Source organism: Streptomyces phaeochromogenes, from assembly GCF_001418655.1.
GTDB classification, from domain to species: Bacteria; Actinomycetota; Actinomycetes; order Streptomycetales; family Streptomycetaceae; genus Streptomyces; species Streptomyces phaeochromogenes.
This window is the reverse complement of record NZ_LIQZ01000301.1, coordinates 1-22225: the sequence shown is the minus strand read 5'-3', so window position 1 is coordinate 22225 and position 22225 is coordinate 1. Positions and strand designations below refer to the sequence as shown.

General features: G+C 70.2%; 20 protein-coding genes and 2 tRNA genes. 14 read left to right on the top strand and 8 right to left on the bottom strand.

Going from position 1 to position 22225, the window contains the following annotated elements:
* Together AOK17_RS33880 and AOK17_RS33875 are read right to left on the bottom strand one after the other, a co-directional pair.
* Positions 1-919, bottom strand: a 919-nt coding sequence (locus AOK17_RS33880) for a PAS domain-containing protein (protein ID WP_157881448.1), incomplete at its 3' end; no start/stop codon positions are given.
* Positions 920-1228: 309 nt separating this feature from the next.
* Complete coding sequence (locus AOK17_RS33875) at positions 1229-1687, bottom strand: SSI family serine proteinase inhibitor (protein ID WP_055616404.1); 459 nt, start codon at positions 1685-1687, stop codon at positions 1229-1231.
* Positions 1688-1995: 308 nt separating this feature from the next.
* Here AOK17_RS33875 and AOK17_RS33870 point away from each other — a divergent pair.
* Positions 1996-2086, top strand: a tRNA-Ser gene (locus tag AOK17_RS33870).
* 231 nt (positions 2087-2317) lie between these two features.
* Positions 2318-2390, top strand: a tRNA-Arg gene (locus tag AOK17_RS33865).
* Positions 2391-2478: 88 nt separating this feature from the next.
* On the opposite strand, the gene AOK17_RS33860 is transcribed toward AOK17_RS33865, so the two are convergent.
* Entirely contained in the window at positions 2479-2901 is a 423-nt protein-coding gene (locus AOK17_RS33860; RefSeq protein ID WP_055616403.1) for a MarR family winged helix-turn-helix transcriptional regulator, read from the bottom strand.
* Between the two features lie 236 nt (positions 2902-3137).
* Here AOK17_RS33860 and AOK17_RS33855 point away from each other — a divergent pair, with 236 nt between their 5' ends.
* The 4 genes from AOK17_RS33855 (at position 3138) to AOK17_RS33840 (ending at position 6096) form a co-directional block, all read left to right on the top strand.
* Positions 3138-3575, top strand: a complete 438-nt coding sequence (locus AOK17_RS33855) for an HGxxPAAW family protein (protein ID WP_055616402.1) — start codon at positions 3138-3140, stop codon at positions 3573-3575.
* Positions 3576-3655: 80 nt separating this feature from the next.
* Entirely contained in the window at positions 3656-4534 is an 879-nt protein-coding gene (locus AOK17_RS33850; RefSeq protein WP_055616408.1) for a DUF2797 domain-containing protein, read from the top strand.
* 106 nt (positions 4535-4640) lie between these two features.
* On the top strand, positions 4641-5045 hold the full coding sequence (locus AOK17_RS33845; RefSeq protein WP_055616407.1) for an antibiotic biosynthesis monooxygenase family protein: 405 nt from the start codon (positions 4641-4643) through the stop codon (positions 5043-5045).
* Positions 5032-6096: an amidohydrolase family protein gene (locus tag AOK17_RS33840; protein WP_425424659.1), complete on the top strand. Its 1065-nt coding sequence runs from the start codon at positions 5032-5034 to the stop codon at positions 6094-6096. Before AOK17_RS33845 ends, AOK17_RS33840 begins: the two co-directional genes overlap by 14 nt.
* A 49-nt stretch (positions 6097-6145) precedes the next feature.
* Here AOK17_RS33840 and AOK17_RS33835 read toward each other — a convergent pair whose 3' ends face one another.
* A complete protein-coding gene (locus AOK17_RS33835; RefSeq protein ID WP_055616401.1) occupies positions 6146-7405 on the bottom strand; it encodes an outer membrane protein assembly factor BamB family protein in 1260 nt (419 codons plus the stop codon).
* 262 nt (positions 7406-7667) lie between these two features.
* Between AOK17_RS33835 and AOK17_RS33830 the strand changes: the two genes are divergently transcribed.
* The 6 genes from AOK17_RS33830 (at position 7668) to AOK17_RS33805 (ending at position 16352) form a co-directional block, all read left to right on the top strand.
* The gene (locus tag AOK17_RS33830) at positions 7668-8408 is read left to right on the top strand and encodes a response regulator transcription factor (RefSeq protein WP_055616400.1); all 741 of its coding nucleotides are present in this window, start codon (positions 7668-7670) and stop codon (positions 8406-8408) included.
* Complete coding sequence (locus tag AOK17_RS33825; protein ID WP_055616399.1) at positions 8405-10024, top strand: sensor histidine kinase; 1620 nt, start codon at positions 8405-8407, stop codon at positions 10022-10024. Before AOK17_RS33830 ends, AOK17_RS33825 begins: the two co-directional genes overlap by 4 nt.
* Positions 10025-10038: 14 nt before the next feature.
* On the top strand, positions 10039-11532 hold the full coding sequence (locus AOK17_RS33820; RefSeq protein ID WP_055616398.1) for a bifunctional glycosyltransferase family 2/GtrA family protein: 1494 nt from the start codon (positions 10039-10041) through the stop codon (positions 11530-11532).
* On the top strand, positions 11529-13784 hold the full coding sequence (locus AOK17_RS33815) for an ArnT family glycosyltransferase (RefSeq protein ID WP_055616397.1): 2256 nt from the start codon (positions 11529-11531) through the stop codon (positions 13782-13784). The genes AOK17_RS33820 and AOK17_RS33815 overlap by 4 nt, the downstream gene beginning before the upstream one ends.
* Before the next feature lie 118 nt (positions 13785-13902).
* Complete coding sequence (locus tag AOK17_RS33810) at positions 13903-15492, top strand: MFS transporter (protein ID WP_079053429.1); 1590 nt, start codon at positions 13903-13905, stop codon at positions 15490-15492.
* Between the two features lie 68 nt (positions 15493-15560).
* A complete protein-coding gene (locus AOK17_RS33805) occupies positions 15561-16352 on the top strand; it encodes a TetR/AcrR family transcriptional regulator (protein WP_055616396.1) in 792 nt (263 codons plus the stop codon).
* Between the two features lie 168 nt (positions 16353-16520).
* Here the strand turns inward: AOK17_RS33805 and AOK17_RS33800 are convergent, their stop codons facing one another.
* A complete protein-coding gene (locus tag AOK17_RS33800; protein ID WP_055616395.1) occupies positions 16521-16991 on the bottom strand; it encodes a PPOX class F420-dependent oxidoreductase in 471 nt (156 codons plus the stop codon).
* Between the two features lie 86 nt (positions 16992-17077).
* Entirely contained in the window at positions 17078-17422 is a 345-nt protein-coding gene (locus AOK17_RS33795) for an STAS domain-containing protein (protein ID WP_055616394.1), read from the bottom strand.
* A 241-nt stretch (positions 17423-17663) separates the two neighbouring features.
* Here AOK17_RS33795 and AOK17_RS33790 point away from each other — a divergent pair, with 241 nt between their 5' ends.
* Positions 17664-18389, top strand: coding sequence for a GAF and ANTAR domain-containing protein (locus tag AOK17_RS33790; RefSeq protein WP_055616393.1), 726 nt, complete (start codon positions 17664-17666; stop codon positions 18387-18389).
* Positions 18390-18474: 85 nt separating this feature from the next.
* Positions 18475-19206 carry a GAF and ANTAR domain-containing protein gene (locus AOK17_RS33785; protein WP_055616405.1) on the top strand — a complete coding sequence of 244 codons (732 nt, stop codon included), beginning with the start codon at positions 18475-18477 and terminating at the stop codon, positions 19204-19206.
* Here the strand turns inward: AOK17_RS33785 and AOK17_RS33780 are convergent.
* A complete protein-coding gene (locus tag AOK17_RS33780; protein ID WP_055616392.1) occupies positions 19192-20016 on the bottom strand; it encodes a YceI family protein in 825 nt (274 codons plus the stop codon). The genes AOK17_RS33785 and AOK17_RS33780 overlap by 15 nt on opposite strands.
* Positions 20017-20119: 103 nt before the next feature.
* Positions 20120-22225: MFS transporter (locus AOK17_RS33775; RefSeq protein ID WP_055616391.1), on the bottom strand; the 2106-nt coding region annotated here is incomplete at its 5' end.

The window sequence follows — 22225 nt, the reverse complement described above, 5'->3', positions numbered from 1 at the left end:
CGAGCTGAGTGCCGTGCTCCTCCCGGAGCGCCGTCAGCTCCTTCGTGTGCTGCTCGGCGGCCCGTTCGAGCTCTTCCTGGTGCCGCTGGGCCTCGGCGTCCTTCTCCTCGGCGAGCGAGTCGTACGGCCGGCGGTCCGTGAAGGTCATCACGGCTCCGACGAGCTGGTCGCCGTCCCGTACGGGCGCGGTGGTCAGGTCGACCGGCACCTTGTCACCGCTCTTGGACCACAGGACCTGCCCGCGCACCCGGTGCTTGCGCCCGGAGCGCAGGGTGTCGGCGAGCGGCGACTCCTCGTACGGGAAGGGCTCGCCGTCGGCGCGCGAGTGCAGCATCAGCGGGTGCAGTTCCTGCCCGCCCAGATCGCTGGCCCGGAAACCCAGTATTTGCGCGGCGGCCGGGTTGACGAGAACGACCCGTCCCTCGGTGTCCGTTCCCACGACACCCTCGGCGGCGGCCCGCAGGATCATCTCCGTCTGCCGCTGCGAACGGGCGAGCTCCGCCTCGGTGTCGACGGTGCCGGAGAGATCGCGTACGACGAGCATCAGCAGCTCGTCGCTGGTGTAGCCGTAACCGTCGTAGGCCTGCTGGCCGTTCTCCAGGTTCGCGCTGGTGACCTCGACCGGGAACTCGCTGCCGTCGGTGCGGCGGGCGATCATCCGGGTGGGCCTGGTGCGACCGCTCTCGTCGACGGTGTCGGGCCGCCGCATCGTGCCGGGGATGAGCCGGGAGTCGAACTGCGGCAGCAGATCCAGCAGTCCGCGACCGACGAGAGCCGTGCCCGGGGCCTCGAAGGCCTCCAGGGCGATGGTGTTGGCGTTGACGACCGTCCCATTGGCGTTGACCAGCACCAACGCATCGGGAAGCGCGTCGAGTATGGCTGCGAGGCGAGCAGCGCCTCGGGATGGCCTGCTGCTCACGAGACGCTTCCTCCCTGTTACCGCACCTTGCCGACCGCGGGTGCCATCTTGCCAACCGGTCCGCGACGTGTCACGCGAGGGAGTCTACGGGCAGTGGTTGCGCTCGCGGCGCCGGATGAGAGGGAGGTCGCACGTAGAGGGGACGCAGAACGGACGCAGAAGACACGGAGAACCTGTGACCGTGAGTTTCGCCGCCTCGACCCATGAGCCCGCTGTGCGATTCCTGTCCACTCGGCCTTTCGTTCCCCACGTACCGACGTACTCAACGACGGGAAAGACGGGCATTCCTGAGATTAGGGACGGGCGTTCCTACGATCCGAACCCCGGAAGTACCGGCACGAGAGCGTCCCAGCGCGCGATCTCGCACCCGTCGGAGCGCGCGTACGTCGCGTCGACGGGCCGTCCGGCCCAGGTCCCCGTGACGTGCGCGGTGGCCGGCCCGCCGTACTGCATCGTGCACATCCCGCCCGGCGCGGCCGGCGCGAACGGATCCTTGCCCCAGGTGGTCTTCCGGTCCAACTGATCGCAGGCGGCCCGGGCGTCGGGGTGGCTGCCGCCCACCGGATGACAGTCCAGTTCGAACGTCCCGTCCTTGCCGCCGCCCGCCTTGCTCACGGTCACGGTGAGCCGGTCGGCGTCGTCCGCGCCGCTCACCGGTAGCGGCATGACGGGAAGCGCCGCGGCGTACGCGGCCGGCGGCGCCGCGGACAGCGCGGCGAGCGACGCGGCGGCGGAGGTGGCGACGGTGAGGGCGAGGCGGCGCAGCATGAGGGCTCCAGTGGGTTGGGCGGATCGGCGGGGACCTGCCGACGGGACCTGAGGGACGACCCCCGGATCTGAGGGACGACCTCCGCGTCGGCTCCGGTGTCTCGTGGATCTCGTACGTCTCGTCGTCCGGCGCCGCCGGGAGCGTGCGCCCCACTCCTCTAACGCCGTCCACGTCGTGACGTTGCGCCGCGGGATGGGCTTTGCCCTCTGACCTTTCCGCCTAGTACCGTGGGGGGCGATTGGTGACAGCCCGCTCGGCTGTGTCATCATCTGCACGCACCATTCGCGCTCGCGCGGACGGTTGTGCTGGAGGCGTCGCCTAGTCCGGTCTATGGCGCCGCACTGCTAATGCGGTTTGGGACTTAAATCCCATCGAGGGTTCAAATCCCTCCGCCTCCGCCGAAGATCCCGAAAGCCCCGGTCATCACTGACCGGGGCTTCGGTCGTTCCTTGATCGTTTCGGGCTGTCCCGTGGGCCTCGCCGGGGGCCGCTTCGGGGTCGTTTTCGCAGGTCAGGCCAGGTCCGACAAACGGATTTCGCCTCACGCCGCCAGTCATGTAATGTTGTTCCCGCAACGCCGACCGGGAAGAAAAGCCCGGAAGGAAGAGCGAACACAACAGAACACACAAGCACTCGTAGCTTAACGGATAGAGCATCTGACTACGGATCAGAAGGTTGCAGGTTCGAATCCTGCCGAGTGCACACAGGTAAGAGGCCCCGGACGTCGAGTCCGGGGCCTCTTGTGTTGGGGTGGGCGGTTGTTGGGGTGTGCGGTGGAGAAGCTTGGTGGTCAGGTTTCGCGGAGCTCTTCGAGGTAGTCGCTCATCAGCTTGCCGGTTCGGGTGAACCAGTCGTTCAGGACGGCGATCTCGGCGGGGGAGTAGTCGTTGAACTGTTCGGTCAGGCGGGCGTAGTACGGGCCGTAGAGGGCGGTGACGCGGTCGACCGCGGCCTGGACCGCGGCGATGCGTACGCGGCGGCGGTCGGACGGGTCGGGTTGGCGGGTCACATAGCCCGCGCGTTCCAGGCGGTTGACGATGCCGGTGACCGCGCCGGTCGTGACGTGGGCGCGGGCGGCCAGGTCGCCTGCCGTGAGCAGGTGCTCGCCTGCTTCCAGGATGAAGCCGAAGCAGGTCAGGTCCGAGGCGTTCATGCCCAGGCGCTGGGCCATCTCGTGCTGGGCGACCATGCTCGTGGCGATGACGTGGTCCATCGCCGACAGGGTCTCCGTCGGGGTGGCCGGCGGTCGCTGACGCGGGCCCGAGCCACTTTCGCTCGCCCTCTTCTCGCTCACCCGCTGCTCCTTCTTCTTCTCTCGCTCCTCATTCTCCCCCGGTCAGATTCTCTCCTTGCCGGCATCTGGAAGATCTCTTAGTTCGTAAGGTAAATTTCTTACTTGCTAAGAGGATCTGGCGGATCCTGGGCATGCGTCGGTCAGGAGGTAGGTACATGAGCGGGAATCACCATGATGAGGGGCACACCGTCGCCGGGTGGACCGGTTGCGCTGTGGCCGTCGTGGGCACGTCGGTGGCCGGGGTCGGGATGTGTCTTGGGTCCGCGGCCGGGATCTGGCTGGGGCTCGGGGTCGTGGGGCTCGGTGTGCTGGTGACCTGGGGGCTGCATCTGGCGGGGTGGGGCAAACCGCCCGGGATCCGGCCGGTGGCGGAGCGGGGGATGTGGGTGCGGGACCGGGGCGCGAGGGCCGGGCATCCCGCGTGCGTCGGGTGCCGGCTGGCCGGGCGGGGGCGTTCGGTGGGCACCACCACCGGCGTGGCTCTCTCCGCCCAGGGGGTGATGGGAGCGCAGGGGGCCCAGGGCATGGTGCGGACGGATGCCGGCTCGGGATCCAGTCCCTCCGGGGCTGCTTCCTCCGAGTCCGTCGTCTGACGGTCGTCGCGTGGCCCGAGGGAGCGCCGCGTTGCCGACGGACGTCGCGTTGTCAGTGGTGCCCTCTACGCTCGTGAGTGATGGCACAGCTGTGGAAATGCACGGGGCTTCGGTGGGGCGGAGAAGGGCCCGTGCTGACGTGGGACGGGGGGCGTCGAAGTGCGTTGCCGTGGGGGAAGCGGGTTGCGTTCGCCGTTGCCGGTGAGGGCGGGCGGACATGTGTGGGGGCGCGGGGGAACAGCTGTCCTTCGCGGGCCGCGGTGTCCGGGCGGAGTGTCGGGGCCCGGTGCGAGGAGTGCGGGCGGCTGGACCGGGCCCACTCCGTGGCCGCGGACACCATCGCCGACGATCCACGGCCCTACTCCGTCTATCTGGCGTGGTTCGGACCCGGGTTGGTCAAGGTCGGGATCACCGCCGTCGAGCGCGGGTCCGCCCGGCTGCTGGAGCAGGGTGCCGTCGTCTTCACCTGGCTCGGGCGCGGACCGCTGATGGCCGCCCGGCGGAGTGAGGAGTTGCTGCGTACGGCGCTGGGGGTGCCGGACCGGATTCTGTACGACGCCAAGCGGGCCGTGCGGAGCGAGTTGCCGGATATGGGGGCGCGGGTGGCTGAGGTCCGGGAGCTGCATGCCCGGGCCGTGGGGCTGGGCGGGTGGCCCGAGGCGTTGGAGCGGATGCCGTTCGCGGCCGTCGATCATGCCGAGGTCTTCGGGCTCGGCGGGTTGCCGCCCGCCGCCGGTGTCGTCGGTGAGCTCGTGGCGGGCGGGGTCGTGAGCGGGGAGCTCGTCGCCGCCGCCGGGCCCGACCTGCATCTGCGGACCGGGCGTGGGGTCGTCGTGCTCGACACGCGGCTCATGACCGGCTGGGAACTGACCGGGGCCGGCGGGGGTGAGCGGGATGGGCGACGTGAAGTCACCGTGCCGGTAAGGGAGTTCGGTGGGGTTCAGGGCGGGCTCTTCTGAGGGAGGGGTGGATGCGGGGCGGAATGGTCAAGAGATCGATCCCTCGGGGATCCCCTTCGGCAAAGGCGCTGGACGTGGTGCGACGGCGAGGCCGAGAGTGGACGACATGAGCGATCACTTCATTGCACCTGTCGCCGACGGCGCCTCTGCTGCCTCCGTCGTGCCCGTCGCCGCGTACGAACCGCCGTACTACGCCGTCGTGTTCACCTCGGTGAAGACGGAGGAGGGCGGACGGAAGGGGGCGGCCGGAGGGTACGGCGAGACCAACGAGCGGATGGAGGAGCTGGTGGAGAAGATCCCGGGTTACCTCGGGATGGACCACGCGGGTTCCCCGGGCGGGCTGTCCATCACCGTCGGCTACTTCCGCGACGCGGACGCCGTCGAGGAGTGGCGGACCAATGCCGAGCACCGGGCGGCGCAGAGGCGCGGGCGTGCCGAGTGGTACGAGCGCTACACCCTGCACGTCGCCAAGGTCGAGCGAAGCCATGGGTTCGAGCGTGAGCACGGCTGACGGGGTGAGCGGGGCGGACGAGGTGGGCGGGGCGGACGGGACCGACCGGCCGGACGGCGACAACAGGACTGACGCATACGACCAGCCGGACGGCGACGGCAGGACTGACGCATACGACGGGCCGGACGGGCACGACGGGCCGGACAGGCATGACAGGTTGCACGGGTACCGCACGTCGGACGAGGCCCGTGAAGTGCGGCTGTTCTGGGAAGGGCTCGGGCTTCCCGGGCTCGTCGACGTCCATACCCACTTCATGCCCGAGCGGGTCCTGAAGAAGGTCTGGGAGTACTTCGACGCGCTCGGGCCGCTGACCGGCGGTGTCGAGTGGCCCATCACCTACCGGGCCGAGGAGCGTGAACGGGTCGGGCTGCTCCGGGAGTTCGGGGTGCGGGCGTTCACCGCCATGCTCTACCCGCACAAGCCGGGCATGGCCGAGTGGCTGAACCAGTGGGCTGTCGAGTTCGCCGGCCGGACCCCCGACTGTCTGCACACGGCGACCCTCTTCCCGGAGCCGGGCGTGGCGGCGTACGTCCAGAAGGCGGTGGACGAGGGTGCGCGGGTCTTCAAGGCGCACGTCCAGGTGGGGGCGTACGACCCGGCCGACGAACTCCTGGATCCGGCCTGGGGGTTGCTCGCCGAGGCCGGGTTGCCCGTCGTGATCCACTGCGGTTCGGGGCCCTCGCCCGGCAAGCACACCGGGCCCGATCCGATCGGGCGCGTGCTCGCGCGGCATCCGCGGCTCCGGCTGGTGTTCGCGCACATGGGGATGCCGGAGTACGAGGACTTCCTCGGCCTCGCCGAGCGGTTCGGCGAGGTGCGGCTGGACACGACGATGGCGTTCACGGACTTCAGCGAGCAGTTCGCCCCGTTCCCCCGGCGGGCGCTCCCCCGGCTCGCCGACCTCGGTGACCGGATCCTGCTCGGGACCGACTTCCCCAACATCCCCTATCCGTACGTCCATCAGCTGCGTGTGCTGGAGGGGCTCGGCCTCGGGGACGAGTGGCTCCGGGCGGTCTGCCATGACAACGGGGCGCGGCTGTTCGGGCTGTGAGGAGCTGCAAGGGAGGCATGGGCGGAGGAAAAGGAACAGGCGGCGGGGGTCAGTCGGTGATGATGAGTTGCTCGTCCGTCCACAGTTCCCGCCAGGAGAGGCTGAGCGCTCCGTCGGTGACCTGGTGGACGTCGAGCTTCATGAAGTAGACATCGTCGTTGGGTGCGGTCATGGCCGGCAGGCGCAGCGTGTGGAGCGCGCGCCCGGTGTCCGCGTCGAGGACGAGCAACTCGGCCCCCGGGATCCGGCGCTTGGCGTCCGCCTTGGTGAGGAGGGGCTGGCGCACGAGGTACACCCGGCCGTCGGCGATCACACCTGAGCCGTACTCCTGGCCGGTCGGCGCCTTCAGCCGCCAGGCGAGGCGGCCGTCCTCGGTGTCGTAGGCGTGCAGGACGGTGTCATGGTTGCTGTCGCCGTTGCCCTGGGCATCGGTGGCCAGCAGCACGGTGCCGCTGCCCGCGCCGACCGGATTCCACGCGGTGGTGTCCAGGTCGGCGCGCGGAGTGGCTCCTTCCCGGCTCATGTCGAGCAGTTGGACGGCCAGTGAGTCGTCCGTGTCTGGATTCGGGGCGGCCAGAGTGTGTGCGTCGCCCCTGACCACCCCCCAGGGATGGCTGATCCGCCGCTGCCAGAGGGCCTTCCCCGTCCGGGTGTCGACGCCGAGCAGGAGGTAGTACTGCTCGGCGTCCGTGTCGAGACTCGCGACGTTGCACAGCACCGGGACCGCGCTCACGTGGTCCGGCAGGGCGTACGCGTCGTAGACGCCCACTTCGGGGCAGGACTTGGGCGTCTTCGCCGTCCACAGGCTCCGGCCGTCGCGCTCGTCGAAGGCGCGCACGGCGCCGGGTGCCTCGGTCAGTGCCTGACCAGCGCCGAGGCGCACGCCCCGGAAGGTCTCGCCGTCCCCGAGGTCCTCATGCCACAGCCGCTTGCCGGTGCGCAGATCGACACCGACCAGGGTTTCCCGGTAGGCGATCACCACGGTGCGCTCCGACACGTCGAACGACATCGCGCCGGAGCTCTCGTTCTGTCGCTCGTAGCGCCAGTACTCCTTGCCGGTCCGCAGGTTCACCGCCCGTGCGCCGTCGGTCGTCGACTCCACGGACAGGCCGTGCACCAGGACTCTCTGCCCTGTCTTGCGGCGCATGACGTGCTCGGGCGCGACGGGTGCCTCGGTGCCGAACGCGGCGGGGAAGGGCCCCTGCGCGCCCGTGACGACGTCGCGGTTCTGGTACCACCCCAGGAGAAGGAGCACAGGGAGCATGAGCAGCGCGATCCCCAGCGCCACGTACAGCGGGTCGTCGCGCATGCGCAGGGGAACAGGCTGTCCCAGCAGACGTACAGGATCCGGCTGTCCCGGCAGACGTACAGGTCTGTCCCCACCCACCACAACAGCCCCCCACGGGTCACCCCCTGATCACCATGACCGGCGGCTGACGGATCCTCCCCCGCCGTTGTCCGCGGAGGCAAGGAGTTCCCAGAGCGTTGCCTGAGAGGCGCCTGTGCGTTTCTCAGGAAATTCACAGCTTCCAGAAAGCGTGCTCTCAGAGGAGCCCAGCAATGTGTGCGCTATGACCACGACCTCGCCCCAGGGGCGCACCGAACTGCTGAGGCCGGACGGGAGCCCCGTCCGAGTGCTTGTGGTGGACGACGAGCTGTCGATCACCGAGCTGTTGTCCATGGCCCTTCGCTACGAAGGCTGGCAGATCCGCAGCGCGGGTGACGGGACCGGTGCGGTGCAGACCGCGCGCGAGTTCCGGCCCGACGCCGTGGTGCTCGACATGATGCTGCCCGACATGGACGGTCTCGCCGTCCTCGGCCGGCTGCGGCGCGAACTGCCCGACGTGCCGGTTCTCTTCCTGACCGCCAAGGACGCGGTCGAGGACCGGATCGCGGGCCTGACCGCCGGCGGCGACGACTACGTCACCAAGCCCTTCAGCCTCGAAGAGGTCGTGGCACGCCTGCGCGGGCTCATCCGCCGCTCCGGTGCCGCCGACCGCCGCTCCGACTCCGTGCTCGTCGTCGGTGACCTCACCCTGGACGAGGACAGCCACGAGGTGTCGCGGGCCGGCGAGGGCATCCACCTCACCGCGACCGAGTTCGAGCTGCTGCGTTTCCTGATGCGCAACCCGCGCCGGGTGCTCAGCAAGGCGCAGATCCTCGACCGCGTGTGGTCGTACGACTTCGGCGGTCAGGCCAACGTCGTCGAGCTCTACATCTCCTACCTGCGGCGCAAGATAGACGCCGGTCGTGAGCCGATGATCCACACCCGGCGTGGTGCGGGGTATCTGATCAAGCCCGCGGTGTCATGAGCGGGCGACGACAGCTGCGGAAGCAGCGGCGCCGACAGCCTCGGACGCTGCGGACGCGGCTCGTCGTCTCGGCGGTCGCGCTCATCGCGGTGGTGTGTGCGGTGATCGGTACGGTGACGACCATTGCCTTGAGCGAGCACCTCTACGCGCAACTGGGCGACAAGGTGACCGAGGCCGCCAAGCGTGTCGGAGGTCCGCCGGCGGACCAGTTGCCCGGGAACCCGAACGGCGGCGTGTCGTCGAGGAAGGACGACCCGCTCACGGAGTTCGTCACCAAGGGCGGGACGCAGAAGGACACCATCGCCGCCCAGGTCGACGCCGACGGCGGGATCACCAAGGCGGTCGTCGCCGTGGAGAAGTCCACCGGCGGTGCCTTCGACGGCATGGACTCCGACGAACTCGGCGAGGCGGCGAAGGCCGCGCTCGGTTCCGTGTCCAAGACCGGCATGCACACCATCGACATCCCGGGCATGGGCGAGTACCGCGTCACGTACGTGACCGGAGTCAAGGGCGACTTCTACGTCGCCCTCCCTACCGAGTCCGTAACCAGCACCATCAACACCCTCATCATCGTCGAGGTGAGCGTCACGGTGGCCGGTCTCGTCGCCGCCGGAATCGCCGGGTCCGTCCTCGTGACGGTCGCCCTCCGCCCCCTCCGCAAGGTCGCCTCCACCGCCACCCGCGTCTCCGAACTCCCGCTCCACACGGGCGAGGTGACGCTCAACGAACGCGTCCCCGAGTCCGAGACCGACCCGCACACGGAGGTCGGACAGGTCGGCGCCGCGCTCAACCGCATGCTCGACCACGTCCACGGGGCCCTGCACGCGCGCCAGGAGAGCGAGACGCGCGTACGGCAGTTCGTCGCGGACGCGAGCCATGAGCTGCGTACTCCGCTGGCGTCCATCCGCGGATACGCCGAGCTGACCAGACGTGGACGGGAAGAGACCGGGCCGGACACGAGACACGCGCTCGGCCGGATCGAGTCCGAGGCCGGGCGGATGACGGGGCTCGTCGAGGACCTGCTGCTGCTCGCGCGCCTCGACGCCGGACGGCCGCTCAGTTACGAGCACACCGACCTCTCCCCACTGGTCGTGGACGCCGTGAGCGACGCCCGCGCCGCCGGTCGCGAACACAACTGGCGCCTTGAGCTGCCCGACGAACCCGCACTCGTGCTGGCGGACGCCGCCCGCGTGCAGCAGGTCATGGTGAATCTGTTTGCGAATGCGCGAACGCACACACCTCCGGGAACTACGGTGACCGCACGCGTGCGCCGTCAGGGAGCCTGGGTGTGCGTGGACGTCCAGGACGACGGTCAGGGCATTCCGCCGGACCTGCTCCCGCATGTCTTCGAGCGGTTCGCGCGGGGCGACTCGTCCCGGTCACGTGCCTCCGGGTCCACCGGACTCGGGCTCGCCATCGTGCAGGCCGTCGCAGCCGCGCACGGCGGCGCGGTGACCGTCGACAGCGTGCCCGGACGCACCGTCTTTACCGTGCATCTGCCCGCGCTGGCGCCCGAAGCCGCGCATTCTCATGAGGCCTTCATTTCCTCATCGAATTCGCAATCGTACTCACAGGCACAGCACAGCACGACCACATGGGTGCAACAGGGCGCCTGACGAGAGTCTTCGTCATGCGAACCGAACCTTCTCCCGGCAACCTGCCGGCGCGGGAGCACCTCCCGGCCGGAAATGCCGGTACGCCTGTCCTGGACGTAGTGATCCCCGTCTACAACGAGGAGAAGGACCTCCAGCCGTGTGTGCTCAGACTGCATGAGCACCTTGCCCGCACCTTCCCGTACGCGTTCCGCATCACCATCGCGGACAACGCGTCCACGGACACCACTCCCCTGGTGGCGGCGCGGCTGGAGGCGGAGATATCCGAGGTCAGGGCGTTCCGGCTGGAGCAGAAGGGGCGCGGTCGAGCACTGCGCACCGTCTGGTCCGCCTCGGACGCCCCGGTCCTCGCCTATATGGACGTCGACCTCTCCACCGACCTCAACGCGCTTCTCCCGCTGGTCGCCCCGCTGATCTCCGGTCACTCGGACCTGGCGATCGGCTCGCGGCTCGCCCGCAGCTCGCGGGTGGTGCGGGGCGCCAAGCGGGAGTTCATCTCCCGCACGTACAACCTGATCCTGCGGGGCTCGTTGCAGGCCCGCTTCTCCGACGCCCAGTGCGGTTTCAAGGCGATCCGGCGCGATGTCGCGCAGGTGCTGCTGCCGCTCGTCGAGGACACCGGTTGGTTCTTCGACACCGAGATGCTGGTCCTCGCCGAGCGGGCCGGGCTGCGGATCCACGAGGTGCCCGTCGACTGGGTCGACGACCCGGACTCGACCGTGCACATCGTGAAGACCGCGACCGACGACCTCAAGGGTGTCTGGCGGGTGGGGCGCGCCCTGGCCACCGGTTCGCTGGCGCTCGACCGGCTCGCCCGTCCCTTCGGCGACGATCCGCGCGACCGCGAGATCAGCGGCGTACCGAAGGGCCTGGCCCGCCAGCTCGTCGGGTTCTGTGTCGTGGGCGGTCTGTCCACGCTGTTCTATCTGCTGCTCTACAGCGGCTTCCGTACGTTCTCGGGGTCGCAGGTCGCCAACGCGCTCGCCCTGCTCGTCTCGGCGGTCGCCAACACCGCGGCCAACCGGCGTCTGACCTTCGGTGTGCGCGGCCGGGGCGGCGCGGTGAAGCACCAGGCGCAGGGCCTGGTCGTCTTCGGCATCGGGCTCGCCCTGACCAGTGGTTCGCTCGCCGCCCTGAACGCGGCGACGAACGACCCCGCGCACTCCACCGAACTGGCGGTGCTCATCGCCGCCAACCTCGCGGCCACCGTGCTGCGGTTCCTGCTCTTCCGGGCCTGGGTGTTCCCGGACCGGCGCGACGAGTCACCGTCGACCGTCGTCGCCTCGCACACACCCGCCGTGCCGGTCGGACCGGCGTCGCCCGTCTACGCGACGGCGCCGCAGTCCCCGTACAGCACGACGCCGGAGCCGTACGGCCCGACGTCCGCTCCCTACGGGACGAATGCCTACGGCACGACCCACTCTCCGCACGACCACCAGACCTGGGGGGACGCGACCATGCAGCTCCAGCCGGTGCGTCCGAGCGATCACGATCCGAGGGACGCACGATGACGACGACTCAGCCCGACACGACCTATCAGGGGGGCGTCGGCCCCTCCGGGGACGCGAGTCCCTCCTGGGGACCGCCAGGCCCGACCGGGGCAACCGCCGTGCGGGAGCCCGTGGTTGCTCCGCCGGCCGCCCTCGAGGACGGCAGCCCCAAGCAGCCCTTCGTGCGCCGGCTGTGGCGCGGGCGGCCCGAGGACCACCGCTGGGTGCGCCCGGCGTTCCTCGGCACGCTGCTGCTGATCGGCGCGCTCTACACCTGGAACCTCACGGCCTCCGGATACGCCAACTCCTTCTACTCCGCGGCGGCCCAGGCCGGCAGCCAGTCCTGGAAGGCCTTCTTCTTCGGCTCGCTCGACTCGGCCAACGCCATCACCGTCGACAAGCCCCCGGCCTCCCTGTGGCCGATGGCGCTGTCGGTGCGGCTGTTCGGCCTGAACTCCTTCGCGATCCTGTTCCCGCAGGTCCTCATGGCCGTCGCCACGGCCGGAGTGCTGTACGGGGCCCTGCGCCGCCGGTTCAGCGCCGCGGCCGGCTTCATCGCGATGGCGGTCTTCGCGCTCACGCCCGTCGCCGCGCTGATGTTCCGCTTCAACAACCCGGACGCGGCCCTCGCGCTCCTGATGGCCGTCACGGTCTACTGCGTACTGCGCGCCATGGAGAAGGCCCAGACGAAGTGGCTGGTGTGGGCGGGTGCCGCGGTCGGTCTCGCCTTCCTGGTGAAGACCCTCCAGGCCTTCCTGATCCTGCCTCCGCTGGCCCTGATCTACGTGGTCTTCGCACCGACGACCCTGCGCAAGCGCATCGGCCAGGTGCTCCTGGCGGGCCTGTCGATGATCGTCGCGGGCGGCTGGTGGGTTGCCGTCGTCGAACTGTGGCCCGCGTCCTCCCGCCCGTACATCGGCGGCTCGCAGAACAACTCCTTCCTTGAACTGACCTTCGGATACAACGGACTCGGCCGTATCAACGGCGAGGAGACCGGCAGCGTCGGAGGCGGAGGCGGTGGCGGCGGCTGGGGCGAGACCGGCTGGGACCGGATGTTCAGCTCCTCCATCGGCGGCCAGATCTCCTGGCTGATCCCGGCCGCGCTGATCGTGCTCGCCGCGGGCGTCGTCCTGACCTGGAAGGCCAGGCGGACCGACACGGCCCGCGCCGCGTTCCTCGCCTGGGGCGGTTCGCTGCTGATCACCATGGTGATCTTCAGCTTCATGCAGGGCATCTTCCACGAGTACTACACCGTGGCCCTCGCCCCGTACGTCGCCGCCGTGATCGGCATGGGCGCGAGCGTGCTGTGGGAAGAGCGCGGCAAGGTGTGGGTCTCGCTCACCATGGCGGCCGGGGTGACGGCCACCGCGGTCTGGGGGTACGTCCTCCTGAACCGCTCCTCCGACTACCTGCCCTGGCTGAAGTGGCTGGTCCTGGTGGGCGGCCTGGTCGCCGCGCTCGGCCTGGTCTTCGTCTCGCGGCTCGGGCGCCGACTGGCCCTCGGGGTCGTCGGGCTGAGCTTCGTCGCTGCCCTCGCGGGTCCGACGGCGTACACCCTCACCACGCTGAACGAGGGCCACACCGGTTCGATCGTGACGGCCGGTCCGGCGGTCTCGGGCGGCCGTGGCGGCCCGGGCGGCGGTGGCGGCATGGGCGGCGGTCCCGGTGGCGGCGGCGGTATGCCGGGCCAGAACCAGCAGGGCGGCACCGGCCAGAACCAGCAGGGCGGCGGCATGGGCCAGCCCCCGACCGGCGGTATGCCGGGCGGCGGCCAGAACGGCCAGGGCCAGCAGAACGGCAACGGCCAGACCGGCAACGGTCAGACGGGCCAGAACGGTCAGACCCAGCGCGGTGGCGGCACCGGCGACGGCGGCGGTATGGGCGGCGGTGGCGGCGTGGGCGGTCTGCTCAACGGCGCGACCGTCAGCTCCGAGGCCAAGGCCCTCCTGGAGAAGAACTCCGGCGACTACACCTGGGTCGCGGCGGCCATCGGCGCCCAGAACGCCGCGAGCTACCAGCTCTCCACCGGTGACCCGGTCATGGCGATCGGCGGCTTCAACGGCAGCGACCCGTCGCCGACGCTGGCCCAGTTCAAGAAGTACGTGGAGGACGGGAAGATCCACTACTTCATCTCCTCCGGCTCCATGGGCGGCGGTGGCGGCAGCGACAGCTCCGGCACCGGGACCCAGATCAGCGAGTGGGTGCAGGACAACTTCAAGGAGGTGACGGTGGGTTCGTCCACCTTCTACGACCTGACGCAGCCGACGAGCTAGTCCGGAGGCGGCGGCAGTAGAGCAGTAGAGGGGTGGTGTCCGAGGCGAAAGTGCCTCGGCCACCACCCCTCTCTTTTTGTGTTGTACAGCGTATGGGAGATGTTCTACGGTGTATGGCATGTCAACCTCGCAGGGCGAAAGCCCAAGCCAAGGCCCAAGTCGGAGCCAGAGCCACGGCCTGGGGCAAAGCCAAGGCCACCCCCAGCGCTGGCTGATCCTCGGTGTGATCCTGCTCGCCACGCTCACCGTGCTGCTCGACAACACCGTCCTCAACGTCGCGATCCCCTCCCTCACAAAGGAGTTGGACGCGTCCACGGCGGACATCCAGTGGATGATCAACGCGTACTCGCTGGTCCAGTCGGGCCTGCTGCTCACCGCCGGCAGCGCGGCCGACCGCTACGGCCGGAAGAAGATGCTGGCCACGGGCCTGGTCCTCTTCGGCGTCGGCTCGGTCACCGCGGGGCTCGCCCAGAGCGCGACCCAGCTCATCGCGGCCCGCGCGGGCATGGGCGTCGGCGGCGCGCTCCTGATGACCACGACCCTCGCCGTCGTCGTGCAGATCTTCGACGACACCGAGCGGGTCAAGGCGATCGGCCTCTGGTCGACGGTCAACTCCCTCGGCTTCGCGGCGGGCCCGCTGCTCGGCGGCGTCATGCTCGAACACTTCTGGTGGGGCGCGATCTTCCTGATCAACCTCCCCGTGGCCGCCCTCGCGCTGGTCGCCGTACTCAAGCTGGTCCCCGAGTCCAAGAACCCCCAGGGCGACCGCCCGGACCTCCTGGGCGCCGCGCTCTCCACGATCGGCATGACCGCGGTCGTCTACGCGATCATCTCGGGCCCCGAGCACGGCTGGACGTCGTTCCAGGTCCTGGGGTCGGGAGCGGTCGGCGTCGCCGTCCTGGCGGCCTTCGTCCGATGGGAGCTGAGCATCCCGCACCCCATGCTGGACATGCACTTCTTCCGCAACCAGCGCTTCATCGGTGCCGTCGCCGGCGCGATCCTGGTCGCCTTCGGCATGGGCGGTTCCCTCTTCCTGCTCACCCAGCACCTCCAGTTCGTCCTCGGCTACGAGCCGTTGGAGGCGGGCCTGCGCATCGCCCCGATGGCCCTGTCCGTCGTGGCCCTCAACCTCGCCGGTGTGGGCGCCCGGATCGTCGCCAAGCTGGGCACCCCGGCCGCCATCGCCCTCGGTATGACGATGCTGTCGGCGGGCCTGGCCGCGATCGCCCTGTTCGGCGGCGGCACGGACGGCGGCTACGGCGGCATGCTGCTGGGCCTGGTCGTCATGGGCGCGGGCATCGCGTTCGCCATGCCCGCCATGGCGAACGCCATCATGAGCGCGATTCCCCCGGAGAAGGCGGGGGTGGGCGCGGGCGTCAACGGCACGCTCGCCGAGTTCGGCGTCGGACTCGGCGTGGCGGTGCTCGGCGCGGTACTCAACTCCCGCTTCGCCGCGCTGGTTTCGGTCGCGGCGGCCTCGCTGCCGGCGGCGCTGGCCTCCGCGGAGTCGGCGGACGAGCGAGCGCGGATCACGGACGCGTTCGCCTCGGGTCTGGAGACCAGTCAACTCGTGGGCGCGGTCGCCGTCCTCCTCGGTGGACTGCTGGCCGCGGCGTTGCTCCGGAGGGCCATGGGGGTACCACCCAGATGTTCAGTACTGGGGGAGGGCAGACTCCGCCGTGACGATTGCGGCATAGGGCCCGCTTAGCATCAGGGAGGGGCGGACCTCGGTGTTCCGGGTAGCCCCCTCCGTAAGAGTTCCGAGGAAGGTGCGCCATGGTGAGGGCAGCCGACCGGGCCAAGCGTCCGGCGCGGACCAGCGTCTGGTTGGAGGGCAAGGCCCCGCGGGGCGGCGGTGCCCGGGGCGGGCAGCCGTCGTCGCTCGACCGCGACCGGATCACCGAGGTCACGGTACGGCTGCTCGACGCGGAGGGGCTGGCCAAGTTCTCCATGCGCCGGCTGGCCGCCGAGCTGAACGTGACCGCGATGTCCGTCTACTGGTACGTGGACACCAAGGACGATCTTCTTGAGCTCGCCCTCGACGCGGTGTTCGGCGAACTGGAGCTGCCCGACCCGGAGTCGGGCGAGGACTGGCGCGAGCAGCTCCGGGCGCTGGCCGTCGGGTACCGGGGTCTGCTCGTACGGCATCCCTGGGTGTCGCCGCTCGTCGGCACGTTCCTCAACATCGGGCCGCACTCCATGGCGTTCTCGCTGCGGGTGCAGGAGGTCGTGCGGAACACGGGGCTGTCCCTGCGGCGGCAGAGCGGGGCGATCTCCGCCGTTTTCCAGTGGGTGTACGGGTTCGGGACGATCGAGGGGCACTTCGTGCAGCGGTGCGCGTCCGCGGGGATGACGCAGGACGAGTACTTTCACCAGGCCATGAGTACGTTCAGCGGGCATCCTCAGTTCGCGGAGAACTACGAGAGTGCGGCGGGGCTCATGGAGGCGCGTGGGGGCGACACGGTCGAGGAGATGCGGGAGCGGGACTTCTCTGTGGCGTTCGAGTTGCTGGTGGCGGGGATCGAGAGCGCCGTCGCCAGCGAGGCGCTCCGCGAGGCCGGTGGGTGAGTGCGGGTGGGTGGGGGCTGGGTGCGCGGTTCCTCGCGCCCCTAAAAGATTGCGCAGTTCCCCGCGCCCCTGAGACTGTGCGGCGCCCCCTGCCGGCAAGGTGCCGCAGTTTTGCGTGCCGCCAAAAGATGCGCAGTTCCCCGCGCCCCTGAAAGAAAAAAAGGGGGCTTACTCCTGTGGGGCCAGCCTTGCCGGGAAGCCGCCCGTGGCTACCGGGCCCCACCTCTCAGGGGTGATCCTGATGATGGACTTGGCCTGCTTGAGCATGGCCTCTCGGTACTCGTCCCAGTCGGGGTGTTCGCCCGCGATGTTGCGGTAGTACTCGACGAGCGGTTCGACCGACTCGGGGGAGTCGATCACCTCGGCCGTGCCGTCGATCTGGACCCAGGGGCCGTTCCACTCGTCGCTCAGGACGATGAGGCTGACGCGGTCGTCGCGCTTGGCGTTGCGGGTCTTGGCGCGCTCCGGGTAGGTCGAGACGACGATGCGGCCCGAGTCGTCCACTCCGCAGGTCAGCGGGGAGCCCTGGGGACCGCCGTCCGACCTGCGCGTCAGCAGGATGGCGCGGTGGCGGGGGCGTACGAAGTCCAGCAGATCGTCGAGGGAGACGGACGTGTTCGTCGCGATGTTCGATGCCATGCCCCCAGCCTAGAACTCCCTCTGCCCAGGACGCCGCCCAAGACGCGGCCCAGGACGCGACAAGGAGGCGGCAAGGAGGCGGCGGCCTAGGACCCGATTGCCTCCGCGAGGTTGTCGTACACCGGTACGTCGCGGCGCATCCCCGTCAGCTCCAGGACACGGCTCGCCACCCCGTCCGGCCGTGCCGCCACGCGCAGTTGGGCGGGCCGGGGCAGCCGGACGCGGACGCCGGCGATCACGCGGACGCCCTGGGAGTCCATGAAGTGCGTACGGGTGAGGTCCAGGACCAGCAGCCGCAGCCGGTCCCTCCTGGCGTCCACGACGTCCAGGGCGCCGACGAGGACGACATCGGCGTTGCTCAGGTCGATCTCCGAGGGAAACCCGAGCAGGGTGCATTCCGGCAGGTCATAGGGGTTCGGGAAGAAGGTCATCGCACTCACCTGGCAGACGTTCGTCCGGATTCCGATGAGGCCGCTTCCTGACCCGCACACCCATTGCACCACGCGTGCGGGCGATATCGGAAGCACGTACGAAGAGCCGCGCCCTCACCCCAACGGAGCAGCTAAAGTGGCTCTTCGTCCTGTGCTCGCAGTCGGGAATGTGCTGCGGAGCTCTCCTGCGCACAGCCGCCGGGGTCTGTCGTCGAACCGACGACGGGATCCGGGGCCGTGCATGCCGAAGAGGTTCGTGGTGGCTGCGTCTGAGTTTTCCGAATTGCCCCGTTTTCCTGGGGGTCTTGAGCTGGCCGAGACACTGACGGTCGCGGCTCAGCAACTGCACGAGACGTCCAGTCCCCGCGGCACCCTGCGCACCGCCGTCCGCCTCGCCGTGCACATCCTCCCCGGCGCCGAGCACGCCGGTATCTCCGTCATCGAGCGCAAGGCCCACCGCCAGACCCTCGCATGGACCGACGAGATCGTCCGCTCCGCCGAAGCCCTGGCCTCGGGCGGGGAACACCAGCACTGGACCCGGCTGTGGACCTCCCCGGTCGCCCGTATCGAGGACAGCGCCTCCGGCGACGACGACGGCGAACCCGCCCTCTCCGACCTCGGGCTGCGCTCGGTCCTCTCGCTCCGGCTGCGCGCCGAACGCCAGCGGCTCACCGTCCTCACGGCGTACGCGACCAAGCCGCGGGCCTTCGACGACTCGGCCACCCGGATCGGCCGGTTGTTCACCGCGCACGTCAGCATCGCGTTCGACTCGGCGACCGCCCGCGAGCAGCTCACCGAGGCCATGCGCACCCGGGACCTGATCGGCCAGGCCACGGGCATCCTCATGGAACGCCTCGACATCGACGCGTCCGAGGCCTTCGACAGCCTCGTCCGGACCTCCCAGCGGGAGAACGTCAAGCTCCGTGACCTGGCCAGAAGGATCGTCGATGCCAGAAGCAGCGAGTGACCGGGCAGCGACGGGATACCCGAGCCCCATGAGACCTTCAGCCGATCCCGCCGATCCCGCCGATCCCGACCATCACGACAAACAGATGGCGGGTGCCACCGCCCCGGAGTCCGCCACACTGCACCACGCGCTGGCCGGCACCGGCGGCCTCGACACACTGCTGCGCGATCTCACGGACCGCGCCGTGCTCGCCGTGGAGGGCGCCGAGGCGTGCAGCATCACCGTGCGCCGCGACGGGCGCCTGCTGACGGTGGCGGGCACCGGCGGTCTGCCCAGCGGGCTCGACCAGCGCCAGTACGAGAACGGCGACGGCCCCTGCGTCCGGGCGGCGGACTCGGACGCGGAGCAGCACGCACCCGACCTCTCCCAGGAGGACCGCTGGCCCACGTACGCCGCGTACGCGCTCTCCAGGGGAGTCCGTACGGTGCTGGCCGTGCCGCTCGCGGTCGACGGCGAGACCGACGCCGCCCTCAACCTCTACGCCACCACGGAGGGCGCCTTCCGCGGGAGCCGCGCCGGGGCCAGGGCCTTCGCGGCGAACACCTCGGACGCGATCAACGCCGCCCTGCGCATCGAGCGCGAGCGGGCGTCGGCGGGCGACGTCCGCACGGCGCTGCTCTCGCGCAGCGTGATCGACCAGGCCATCGGCATCCTCATGGCTCAGGAGCACTGCACCGCGCAGACGGCCCTCGACACCCTCCGCCGCGTCTCCCAGGACGCGAACATCAAACTCCGTGACCTGTGCGGCGACTTGGTGGCCCGCACGACGGACGGGGCGTCAGACGGGGCGCCGGGCCGAGCGTCACAGCGACGGTAGCGTCCCGCCCTGTACGGCCTGGATGTCCAGCTCCACCTTCAGCGTCGTACCGATCGCCGCGATGCCCGCCTGCAGCACCTGGTTGTAGTTCATGGCGAAGTCCTCGCGGCGCAGTTCGGTGGTGGCGCGGAAGGCCGCGCGTGTACCGCCCCAGGGGTCGGCGCCGGTGCCCAGGTAGGCCAGGTCGAGGTCGACCGGGCGTACGACCCCGTGCATGGTCAGTTCGCCGTGGACCGTCCAGCGGTCGGTGCCGGTGGCCGGGGTCAGGCCCGTCGAGACGTACGTGATCTGCGGGTGGCGCTCGACGTCGAGGAAGTCCGGGGACTTCAGGTGGCCGTCGCGCATGGCGTTGCCGGTGTCGATGGACGCCGCTGAAATCACCGCCTCCACCCGGGACTTGGCCACCTCGTCCGGCGCGATGTCGATCGAGCCCGCGAACTCCGTGAACCGCCCGTGCACGCTGGAGATCCCCAGGTGCTGGGCGACCGCGCCCACGGAGGAGTGGGCCGGGTCGACGGTCCAGGGGCCGGGCGGCGGCAGTTCGGTGCCGCCCTGCCGGGCGAGGGTGACGGTGCCGACGGCGGCCCGGCCGCTCGCCGTCACGATCGCACTGGACGCGGCGGGCGCGTACCCGACGGCCGTGACGATCACGGTGTACGCCCCGGGCGCGAGCTCCGTCGCATCCCGTACGCCGCCCTCCTCGTCCGCCTCGGCGCGCACCACCTGCGTGCCCGTCCCGTCGGTCACCGTGACGACCGCGTGCGACACGGCCCAGCCGTCCCTCGTACGGATCCGCGCGGTCAGTCCCATGGCAAGCAACCTCTCGTAAATGAAACCGGCCCGTGGTGCGTGCCTCTCCCAAGAGCACGCGCCACGGGCCGGGGTTCTCAACTGGCTCTCAACTGGCTCTCGACTACTCGCCGGGGTGGGCGAGTTCGATGTCGTGGCTGTCCACGCCGCCGCCGTTCACGGTCAGTGCCGTGGCCACCGGCGGGTAGCCGGTCGCGATGACCGTGTACTCGCCGCTGTCCAGGTCGGCGAAGGCGTACGCCCCGTCGGCCCCGGTGGTGGCGGTGCCGACCACGTTGCCCGCCGCGTCGACGAGCGTGACCCGGGCGTCGCCCAGCGGTCCGCCGGGTGCCCGCACGACGCCCTGGAGCTGGGCGCCCGCGGTGAGTGCGACCTCGATCCGGGTGACCCCGGTGCCGCCGACCTCGACGGGAAGGGCCCGCGGCCGGTGACCGGCGGCGTTCACCGCGACGGTCACGGTGCCCGGCACCAGCTCGGCGAAGGCGAACTCGCCCTGCTCACCGGTGGTCCCGGTGGCCAGCACGTCACCGCGCACATCGGTCACGATGACCATCGCGCCCACGACCGGCTTCCCGCCCTCGGCGGCCTTCACCGTGCCGGACAGCCCGCTCGTGCCGCTCAGCAGGATGTCGTACGCGAGCGGCTCACCGTTCACGACGATCGTCGAGGCCTGCGGCTGGAACCCGTCCGCGGAGGCGATCAGCACGTACGAACCCGTGCCGGGCGCGTCCACCGCGTAGCCGCCGTCGGCCTGCGCGACCGAGCGGCCCAGCTGACGGCCCGCGAGGGAGATCAGCGTGACGGCGGCCCGGGGGACGGGCGCGCTCTCGGCACCGCGGACGTAGCCGCGCACCGCGACCCCGCCCGGGCCGTTGCCGGAGGCGGCGCCCGCTCCGGCCGCCACGGTGGCGACGGCCGCGAGCCGCTGGGTGCCGGCCGGCCCGGCCTCGGCGCCGAAGCCGTTGTCGCTTCCGCTACTGCTATCGCTACTGCTTCCGGTTCCGGTGTCGGCGACGGCCCAGCTGGGGACGCGCTCGTCGGCCTCGGTCGAAGCGGCTTCGGTCGAGACGGCCGCGGCGTTCGCCGGGGTGGCCTCGGCCACGGCCGTGACATCCGGCTGCGCCTCGGCGGCCTGCGCCAGCGCACCCGACGTACGCAGCGGAACCTCCTTGATGAACAGGGTGACGAGGAAGGCGAGCAGCGCCAGCGCGCCCGCGATCAGGAAGACGTCCGCGATGCCGTGCCCGTACGCGCTCTCCATGACCGTGCGCAGCGGCGCGGGCAGCGCGTCCATGTCCGGGATGCTGCCGCCGGTGCTCGAACCGGCCGCCGCGGCGGCGTCCTTCGGGTCGAGGCCGGCAAGGCCGTCCTTGACGTAGTCGGTGATCCGGTTGGCCATCACCGCACCCAGCGCGGAGACGCCGATCGCGCCGCCGAGGGAGCGGAAGAAGGTCACCGTGGAGCTGGCCGAGCCGAGGTCCTCCGGCGCCACCTGGTTCTGCGTGGACAGCACCAGGTTCTGCATCATCATGCCGATGCCGAGACCCAGCAGCGCCATGAAGACGGCGACCCGCCAGTAGTCCGTGTCGTACCGGATGGTGCCCAGCAGACCGAGCCCCGCGGTGATCAGGACACCGCCGCTGACCAGCCAGACCTTCCACTTGCCCGTCTTGGTGATGATCTGCCCGGAGACGGTGGAGGAGATGAACAGGCCACCGATCATCGGGATCGTCATGACACCCGACATCGTCGGGGACTTGTCCCGTGCCAGCTGGAAGTACTGGCTGAAGAAGACCGTGCCGGAGAACATCGCGACACCCACGAAGAGCGAGGCGAGGGAGGAGAGGGTGATGGTCCGGTTGCGGAAGAGCCGCAGCGGGATGATCGGTTCCTTGGCCTTCGACTCGACGAGCACGAACAGCAGCCCCAGAGCGACGGCACCGCCGACCATGGCGTACGTCTGCCACGACACCCACTCGTACTTGTCACCCGCGAAGGTGACCCAGACCAGCAGCAGCGAGACCGCGGCGGAGATCAGGAACGCGCCGCCCCAGTCGACCTTCACGTCCCGCTTCACGACGGGCAGGTGCAGGGTCTTCTGCAGCACGATCAGCGCGATGACCGCGAACGGCACACCGACGTAGAAGCACCAGCGCCAGCCGAGCCAGCTGGTGTCGGTGATGACACCGCCGAGCAGCGGGCCGCCGAC

Coding starts and splice junctions, on each gene's coding strand:
- AOK17_RS33875 (WP_055616404.1), bottom strand. CDS start 1,687: ATGCTGCGCCGCCTCGCCCTCACCGTCGCCACCTCCGCCGCCGCGTCG.
- AOK17_RS33860 (WP_055616403.1), bottom strand. CDS start 2,901: ATGGACCACGTCATCGCCACGAGCATGGTCGCCCAGCACGAGATGGCC.
- AOK17_RS33855 (WP_055616402.1), top strand. CDS start 3,138: ATGAGCGGGAATCACCATGATGAGGGGCACACCGTCGCCGGGTGGACC.
- AOK17_RS33850 (WP_055616408.1), top strand. CDS start 3,656: ATGGCACAGCTGTGGAAATGCACGGGGCTTCGGTGGGGCGGAGAAGGG.
- AOK17_RS33845 (WP_055616407.1), top strand. CDS start 4,641: ATGAGCGATCACTTCATTGCACCTGTCGCCGACGGCGCCTCTGCTGCC.
- AOK17_RS33835 (WP_055616401.1), bottom strand. CDS start 7,405: ATGCGCGACGACCCGCTGTACGTGGCGCTGGGGATCGCGCTGCTCATG.
- AOK17_RS33830 (WP_055616400.1), top strand. CDS start 7,668: ATGACCACGACCTCGCCCCAGGGGCGCACCGAACTGCTGAGGCCGGAC.
- AOK17_RS33825 (WP_055616399.1), top strand. CDS start 8,405: ATGAGCGGGCGACGACAGCTGCGGAAGCAGCGGCGCCGACAGCCTCGG.
- AOK17_RS33820 (WP_055616398.1), top strand. CDS start 10,039: ATGCGAACCGAACCTTCTCCCGGCAACCTGCCGGCGCGGGAGCACCTC.
- AOK17_RS33815 (WP_055616397.1), top strand. CDS start 11,529: ATGACGACGACTCAGCCCGACACGACCTATCAGGGGGGCGTCGGCCCC.
- AOK17_RS33810 (WP_079053429.1), top strand. CDS start 13,903: ATGTCAACCTCGCAGGGCGAAAGCCCAAGCCAAGGCCCAAGTCGGAGC.
- AOK17_RS33805 (WP_055616396.1), top strand. CDS start 15,561: ATGGTGAGGGCAGCCGACCGGGCCAAGCGTCCGGCGCGGACCAGCGTC.
- AOK17_RS33800 (WP_055616395.1), bottom strand. CDS start 16,991: ATGGCATCGAACATCGCGACGAACACGTCCGTCTCCCTCGACGATCTG.
- AOK17_RS33795 (WP_055616394.1), bottom strand. CDS start 17,422: ATGACCTTCTTCCCGAACCCCTATGACCTGCCGGAATGCACCCTGCTC.
- AOK17_RS33790 (WP_055616393.1), top strand. CDS start 17,664: ATGCCGAAGAGGTTCGTGGTGGCTGCGTCTGAGTTTTCCGAATTGCCC.
- AOK17_RS33785 (WP_055616405.1), top strand. CDS start 18,475: ATGGCGGGTGCCACCGCCCCGGAGTCCGCCACACTGCACCACGCGCTG.
- AOK17_RS33780 (WP_055616392.1), bottom strand. CDS start 20,016: ATGGGACTGACCGCGCGGATCCGTACGAGGGACGGCTGGGCCGTGTCG.